The sequence below is a fragment of the Gordonibacter pamelaeae 7-10-1-b genome, from assembly GCF_000210055.1.
Taxonomy (GTDB): domain Bacteria; phylum Actinomycetota; class Coriobacteriia; order Coriobacteriales; family Eggerthellaceae; genus Gordonibacter; species Gordonibacter pamelaeae.
Map to the genome: position 1 here is coordinate 3165347 of NC_021021.1, position 6654 is coordinate 3172000.

At 66.8% G+C, this 6654-nt stretch carries 7 protein-coding genes; all 7 read right to left on the reverse strand.

Going from position 1 to position 6654, the window contains the following annotated elements:
* A partial coding sequence (locus tag GPA_RS14540; RefSeq protein WP_156791181.1) for an amino acid ABC transporter permease occupies nt 1–1011 on the reverse strand: 1011 nt, incomplete at its 3' end.
* Nucleotides 1004–1828, reverse strand: a complete 825-nt coding sequence (locus GPA_RS14545; RefSeq protein ID WP_015540347.1) for a transporter substrate-binding domain-containing protein — start codon at nt 1826–1828, stop codon at nt 1004–1006. The genes GPA_RS14545 and GPA_RS14540, both read right to left, overlap by 8 nt.
* Before the next feature lie 7 nt (nt 1829–1835).
* Entirely contained in the window at nt 1836–2567 is a 732-nt protein-coding gene (locus tag GPA_RS14550; protein ID WP_041239717.1) for an amino acid ABC transporter ATP-binding protein, read from the reverse strand.
* A 184-nt stretch (nt 2568–2751) separates the two neighbouring features.
* Nucleotides 2752–3927, reverse strand: coding sequence for an ABC transporter permease (locus GPA_RS14555; protein WP_015540348.1), 1176 nt, complete (start codon nt 3925–3927; stop codon nt 2752–2754).
* Complete coding sequence (locus GPA_RS14560) at nt 3924–4700, reverse strand: ABC transporter ATP-binding protein (protein WP_015540349.1); 777 nt, start codon at nt 4698–4700, stop codon at nt 3924–3926. Before GPA_RS14560 ends, GPA_RS14555 begins: the two co-directional genes overlap by 4 nt.
* A gap of 147 nt (nt 4701–4847) precedes the next feature.
* Entirely contained in the window at nt 4848–5774 is a 927-nt protein-coding gene (locus tag GPA_RS14565; protein WP_015540350.1) for a CPBP family intramembrane glutamic endopeptidase, read from the reverse strand.
* Between the two features lie 42 nt (nt 5775–5816).
* Nucleotides 5817–6654 (reverse strand): DUF1385 domain-containing protein (locus GPA_RS14570; protein WP_231847663.1); only part of this gene is annotated, 838 nt, incomplete at its 5' end.

The following is a 6654-nucleotide window of genomic DNA, read 5'->3' on the forward strand; positions in this document are numbered from 1 at the left end:
CGCGCGCGCTGCGCAGGCCTCGTCGTCGCCGCATTCCTCGGCTATCTCCTGCGCTATCTCGCGGCCTATCTCGTCGGCGATCTCGGCGGCCACACGGCCGGTGTACGCCTGCTCCATCGGCCCGCGCTCGGCCGGGCCGTCCGCCTCGTCTCCCAGCACGTGCAGCGGGTGGCGCGGAGAGGGGGCCTGGCGGGCCGGGGCTATATCCACCGTCTCGAACATGGTGCCCACGCCGCCGGCAAGCGCGTCGGCCGCCGCGCGCCCGGTGATGTCGTGCGTGCCCGGCGTGACCTCGAGCGCATCCTCGGCCAGCTCCTCGGTCGCGTCGCCCGTGGACAGATGCCGGTGCGCGCGGGTGCGGCGCTCGAGGTACAGCGCCAGGCGCGACAGCGGAAAGCAGATGACGAAGTACAGCAGCGCCGCCACCACGTACACGGGGCCGTAGTAGCTCGTGGCGCCGGCGAACGAGTTCGAGAAGTACATGAGCTCGCCGCCCGCGATGAGCGCCAGCACCGAGGTGTTCTTCACGAGGTTCGCCGCCTGCACGGCCAAAGGCGGCATGATGATGCGGATGGCCTGGGGCAGTATGATCACGAACATCGACTGCCAGTACGAGAAGCCCTGGCTCTTCGCCGCCTCGAACTGCCCGCGATGGATGGAGCCGATACCGCTGCGCACCACCTCGGAGATATAGCCGCCATGGTAGATGCCGATGGCCAGAACCCCGATCCAGAACGCGGCGAGGGAGAACCCCAGCAGCGGGAAGATGGCGTAGAAAACGAACACCTGCAGAAGCAGCGGCACGTTCTGCACCACCTCCACGTACACGCGGGTCACCCAGCGCAAAGGCGCTATGCGCGACACCGACAGCACGCCGAACACGATGCCAAGCGCCAGCGCGATGACGAGCGCGAGCACGGAGATGCCCACCGTGGTGCCGAACGCGGCCAGGATGTCGGGCCAGCGCTGGAAGAGCGCCTCCCACTTGTAGGGCGCGAAGATGTCAAGCATCCTGCCCACCGTCCTTCCCGTCTCCGGCGGGCGCGTCGTCCACGAGCCCCCAGCGCTCCTGGAGCGAGCGCAGCGTGCCGTCGTCGGACATGGCGCCGATGGCGGCATCGATCTGGTCGGCCAGCTGGGTGTTCGACTTCTTCGTGGCCACGCCGTACTCCTGCGGCGCGAACTGCGCGTCCAGCAGCATGGTGGAATCGTCCACGTAGCCGTTCAAGATGGAGCGGTCCACCGAGAAGGCATCGACGCGCCCGGTGACGAGCGCTATCTTGACCTCGGGATACGTCGAGTACTCGGCGAACTTCATATGGATGCCGATCTCGTCGCCGGCGGCCGTCAGCTTGTCGCGCGTCGTCGCCGACAGCGCCACGCCCACGGTCTTCCCGTCGAGGTCCGCCAGGTCGGTTATGCCGGAGGACTTCTTCACCAGCACGCCGATGTGGTCGGTGTAGTACGGGCGCGAGAAGTTGTAGCTCTTCTTGCGCGCCTCGGTGATGGTGAACGTGGCCAGCGTCGCGTCGAGCGTGCCGTTGTCGAGCATCGCGCCGCGCGTGGTCACGTTCACCCCGGTCACCTGGAGCGCGTTCGGGTCGCCCTTGATGCGCTTGGCCAGCTCGCGCGCGATGTCCACCTCCATGCCCTCGATGTTGCCCGTCTCGGGGTTCTGGAAGCCGAAGCCCGGCACGTCGATCTTCGTGCCCACGCGCAGCACGTCTCCGTCGGGCGCGCAGCCCGCGAGGGCGATCGGACCGCCGGCCAGCGCGAGGCCGGCCACGGCCAGCGCCGACGTGCGAATGAAGGTGCGTCTCGTGATCATGGCCGCCTCACAGGATCTTCGACAGGAAGCTCTTGACGCGGGCGTTGTCGGTCTCGTCGAACAGGTAGTGCGGGGTGCCCTGGTCGACGATCAGGCCGTTCTCCATGAACACCACCGTGTCGGCCGCCTCGCGCGCCAGGCCCATCTCATGGGTGACCATGACGATGGTCATGCTGGTCTCGGCGAGCGACTTGATGACGTCGAGCACCTCCTGCACCATCTCGGGATCGAGCGCGCTCGTGGGCTCGTCCAGAAGCATGATCTTGGGATGCATGTTGAGGGCACGGGCGATGGCCACGCGCTGCTGCTGGCCGCCGGAGAGCTGGTCGGGATACTTGTCCACCTTGTCGGACAGGCCCACGCGGTCCAGATAGGCGCGGCCGTCGCGCTCGGCCTGCTCGCGCGGCACCTTCAGCACCTTGATGGGGGCGAGCGTCACGTTCTCCAGCACCGTCTTGTGCGGGTAGAGGTTGTAGCTCTGGAACACCATGGCCACGTCGCGGGCGAGGGCGCGTGCGTTCACATGCCGGTCGGCGAGATCCATGCCCTCCACCGTGATGGAGCCGGAGTCCGGCGTCTCCAGCCCGTTGATGCAGCGGATGAGCACGCTCTTGCCCGAGCCGGACGGGCCGATGACCACCACTTTCTGTCCCTCGTCGACCTCGAGCGACACGCCCCGGAGCGCCTCGACCGTTCCGAAGTTCTTGCGTATGTCCTTGACCGATATCGCGCTTCCCACCGTCGGAGCCTCCCGTTTCCCGCGTGAAAGGCCGCGATCGTCAGCGCGCCGCGGTCTTGCAAGATTTCATGACGAAGTGCATCGACCAGTCTAGCATGCACGTCATCGCCCCAGATGGCGGGTAGGTTACGGAAGGCTGACGATAGCGAAATCGGCGGGAATGCGCGCGAAACCGGCGCACGGCCTAGCGTGCGAACATCAGCCGCTCGCTGTTGAACATGCGCTGCAGCACGAGCACGCCGACGCCCGTGTACACCAGGTTGCCCAGCACGCACACGGCCACGTTCAGCGGCTGGAAGTCGAACGTGAAGATGCCGATCATGCACTGCACGGAGTTGTAGAGCGGCACGAGGTAGAACCAGATATCCTCCTGCGCACCGCCGCCGAACATGCCGAGGATACCTACGAGCATGACCACGATCATGAGCGGCGTCAGGTACATGCCCGCCTCCTTCGTGGTCTTGGCCAAGGCCGACACCACGGTGATGAGCATGACCACAAGCAGCGTGGTGGACACCACCACCAGCACCAGCAGCAGGTAGTCGGCCGGCCCGTACACGTTCATGTCCACCGCACCCTGCATGATGCCGGGCAGCCCCGCGAAGATGCCCAGCATGCTGGACGCGGCGATGGCCAGGCCGATAAGGGTGATGGCCAGCACCTTGCCGAGCGCTATGTCGCGCCGCTTGATGGGCGTGGCCAAGAGCGTGGCCATGGTGCCGCGCTCCTTCTCGCCGGCCACCGACTCCGCCGCGATGTTCATGCAGCTGGTGAACAACAGGATGAGCAGCAGCATGGGCACGATGGACACCACGAGCGAGCCGGCGATGTCGCGTTCCGCGGCCACGTTGTAGGCGCCTTGCCCCGCGTTCACGTCGAAACGGTTCGCCAGCGACGACTCGTAGGCGTCGAGCAGGCCGGTGAAGGCCGCGTACGCCTGCGACGAGTTGGGGTCGGTGGAGTCGTAGTAGACCTCCACCTGCGGAGCCGGCTCGCCCGATGCCGGGTCGTAGGCCGCCACGGCCTCGTCGAACCCGGCAGGGAACACGGCGAACGCCTGCACGTCGCCCTGCCCGATGCGCTCGCGCATCTCCTCGGGCCCGGGCAGGGCCGCCTCGTCGACCACGTCGATGCCGCCCTCGGGCGCCAGCGCCTCGATGCTCGCCGGCACGTTCACCGCGGCCACCACGGGGCGCTTGCCCTCGTCGGGCGAGAACAGGGAGCCCATGGCGTCGCCCATGACGGTCCACATGACGAAGATGAGCAGGCCGGGCAGCGCGATGGACACGAAGGCCGACGCCTTGTTGCTGAAGAACCTCGCCAGCTCCTTCTTGGCTATCGTAAGCACGTTGCTTCTCATGAGGCCTCCCCCACGCTCGCGGCGTACAGGTCGAAGAACGCGTCCTCGAGGGAGCGTCCCTGCGTGAGCTCCGGCAGGGTGCCGCTGGCCGCCATGCGTCCGCCGATGACGATGCCGGCACGGTCGCACACCTTCTCCACCAGGCTGAATATGTGCGTGGACAAGAGGATGGTCTTGCCCTGGCCCTTCAGCTCCGCCAGGAAGTCGGTCACGACCTTCGCCGTGAGCACGTCGAGGCCGTTCGTGGGCTCGTCGAAGATGATGACGTCGGGGTCGTGCACAAGCGATACCGCAAGCGACGTCTTCTGCTTCATGCCGGTGGACAGGTCGGCCACCTTCGTCTGCGCGAACCGGTCGATGCCGAAGCGCCCGAACAGCGCCTTTTTGCGCGCGTCGCGCACGGCCGGCTCCACGTGGTGCAGCTCCGAGAAGAAGTCGAACAGGTAGTCCGGCGAGAACGTCTCCTCCAGCTTGAGCTCGCTCGTCAGGAACCCGATGATGCCGCGCACCCTCATGGGGTCGTCCACCACGGAGACGCCTTCCACGAACGCGCTGCCCTCGTCCGGCTTCACGAGCGCCGCCAGCATGCGCAGCGTGGTGGTCTTGCCGGCGCCGTTCGGGCCCAAGAGGCCGTAGATCTCGCCGCGGCGCACCTCGAACGTGAGGCCGTCGACGGCGGTCTTCGTCCTCGCGTCGGTGCGCTCGAGCTTGCGCTGCTTGGCGGAGAGCCTGAAGGTCTTCCGCAAGTTCGTAACGGTGATGGCTGGTTCCATCGGCCCGCCTTTCGGAGTCGGATCGGAAACGGTTCCGCAACAGTGTAGCAGTCAGGGGGGGGGGCAAGCATTTTTCTCACGTCGGCGAGGGCGGCTCCGCCCCGTCCTCGCCGGGCGGAGGCAAACGCCGGGGGCGCGAAAGGGGCGTCACCCCTCCTTCCCCGCCTCCTCGAAGAAACGATAGCGGGAAGCGCGGTAGCGGAAGAGGGCGTACGCCAGCGCCAGGAGCGCAGCGACCGTGGCGAGCACGCCGCCCTCGATCCCGAAGGCCCCGCCGTTGAGCAGGTTGCCCACCGGGTAGCCGCCCACCACGATCGAGGGAACGTCCACGCCGCTTGCCGGCATACCGTAGACCACCGACTGGAACAGGTTCCACGCGATGTGGTACCCGATGCACATCCACAGGTTGCCCGACTTGTAGTACATGACGGAGAACGCCACCCCGATCAGCATGACGTTGACGACGGAGAGCGGGGTGAGGTTCGGGTTGGTCAGGTGGAGCGCACCGAACATCAGCGACGGCACGGCTATCGCCAAGACCTTGCTGTTCGTCCTGCGCAGCACCGACATGATAAACCCGCGGTACATGACCTCCTCGGCAACGCCCACGAACACGAACAGCAGCGCCCAGGCGAGCAGCGGGAGGGAGAGCGGGGAGTTCAGCCCTTCGACCACCATGTTTCCCGTGGCGAGCAGCAGCAGGAATATGGCAGTGCACAGGGCGGAGCCCAGCACCAGGCCTGCGACGCCGTCCTTTTTGAGCCGGGTGCGAAAATCCCGGAGCCCGATATCCTGCCAACGGTACCGCATAAGCCTCCATGCGGCCAGGGGAACGACCAGCAAGACGGCCTCGTTCAGATACTGGATGGCGAGGTACATCTCGGGCCCGTTCATCCATTCGACGAACGCGGCATACGATGCGGCATCGAGGTTGGCGGCATCGGCGGCCGCGCCCAACGCGGCACCGGCCCAGTCCGTGAGCGAGTAGATGAGGGCGTTATAGGCGAGCAGGCACAGCGCGATGATCCAACCGGACCGCACCATGCCGCGCCTGTTCTTGAGCACAACGTTCATCGTCTTCCCTCTCTCCACCCGACCTGCGGGCAGGATCCCTGATCAGACGGCAGGTTCCGCTTGCTCCATCCCGTCTCCCCCGCGCGTTGAGGACGGCGCGCCCGAGACCTTCGCCGCCTCGGCCTCCTCGCGTTCCAGCACGCGCTGCATGGCCGCGATGGCGCACTCTATCTGGCCGTCGTCGGGCTCGTTGGTGGTGAGGTACTGCATCTGCATGCCGGGCCACAGCACCACCTTCACCAGCGGGTTCTCGGGGTGGCTGCCCGCCCAGCGCACGGTGATCTCGTACGAGATGCCGGCGATGACGGGCATGAGCAGGATGCGCACGAGGATGACCAGCGCCAGCTTCGGCGCGCCGTCGGGAACGCCCCAGGCCGCGATGAGCCCGTTGATGGGCGTGACCGTGTACACCAGGATGGCGATGATCATGACCATGATGAGGAACGCCGTGCCGCAGCGCACGTGCAGGCGCGGGAAGCTGCGCGCGTTCTCGGGGGTGAGCGGCAGGCCGTGCTCGTAGCAGTGGATGGTCTTGTGCTCGGCGCCGTGGTAGCCGAACATGCGCTTGATCTCGGCCATGCGCCCGATGAGCCAGAGGTAGAACACGAACACGGCCACGCGCAGAAGGCCGTCCACGACGTTCCAGAGCACGGTGTTCTGGTCGTACTCCCCCACCAGGAGGTTCGTGACGAAGGCGGGCGCCACGATGAACAGCACCACGCCCAGCACGAGCCCCAGCACCATGGAAACCGCCATGGCCCCCTTGCCGAACTCCGCCTCCTGGTCGAGGAAGGACTTCTTCTCGGCCTCGGGGGCGCCCTCGTCGCACGGGGCGCCGGCGCCCTCGCCGCCTGCGGCATCCGGCCCGCCGACGACCTCG

Excerpts from the sequence above, each read along its gene's own strand:
- GPA_RS14545 (WP_015540347.1), bottom strand. The coding sequence starts at position 1,828 with ATGATCACGAGACGCACCTTCATTCGCACGTCGGCGCTGGCCGTGGCC.
- GPA_RS14555 (WP_015540348.1), bottom strand. The coding sequence starts at position 3,927 with ATGAGAAGCAACGTGCTTACGATAGCCAAGAAGGAGCTGGCGAGGTTC.
- GPA_RS14560 (WP_015540349.1), bottom strand. The coding sequence starts at position 4,700 with ATGGAACCAGCCATCACCGTTACGAACTTGCGGAAGACCTTCAGGCTC.
- GPA_RS14565 (WP_015540350.1), bottom strand. The coding sequence starts at position 5,774 with ATGAACGTTGTGCTCAAGAACAGGCGCGGCATGGTGCGGTCCGGTTGG.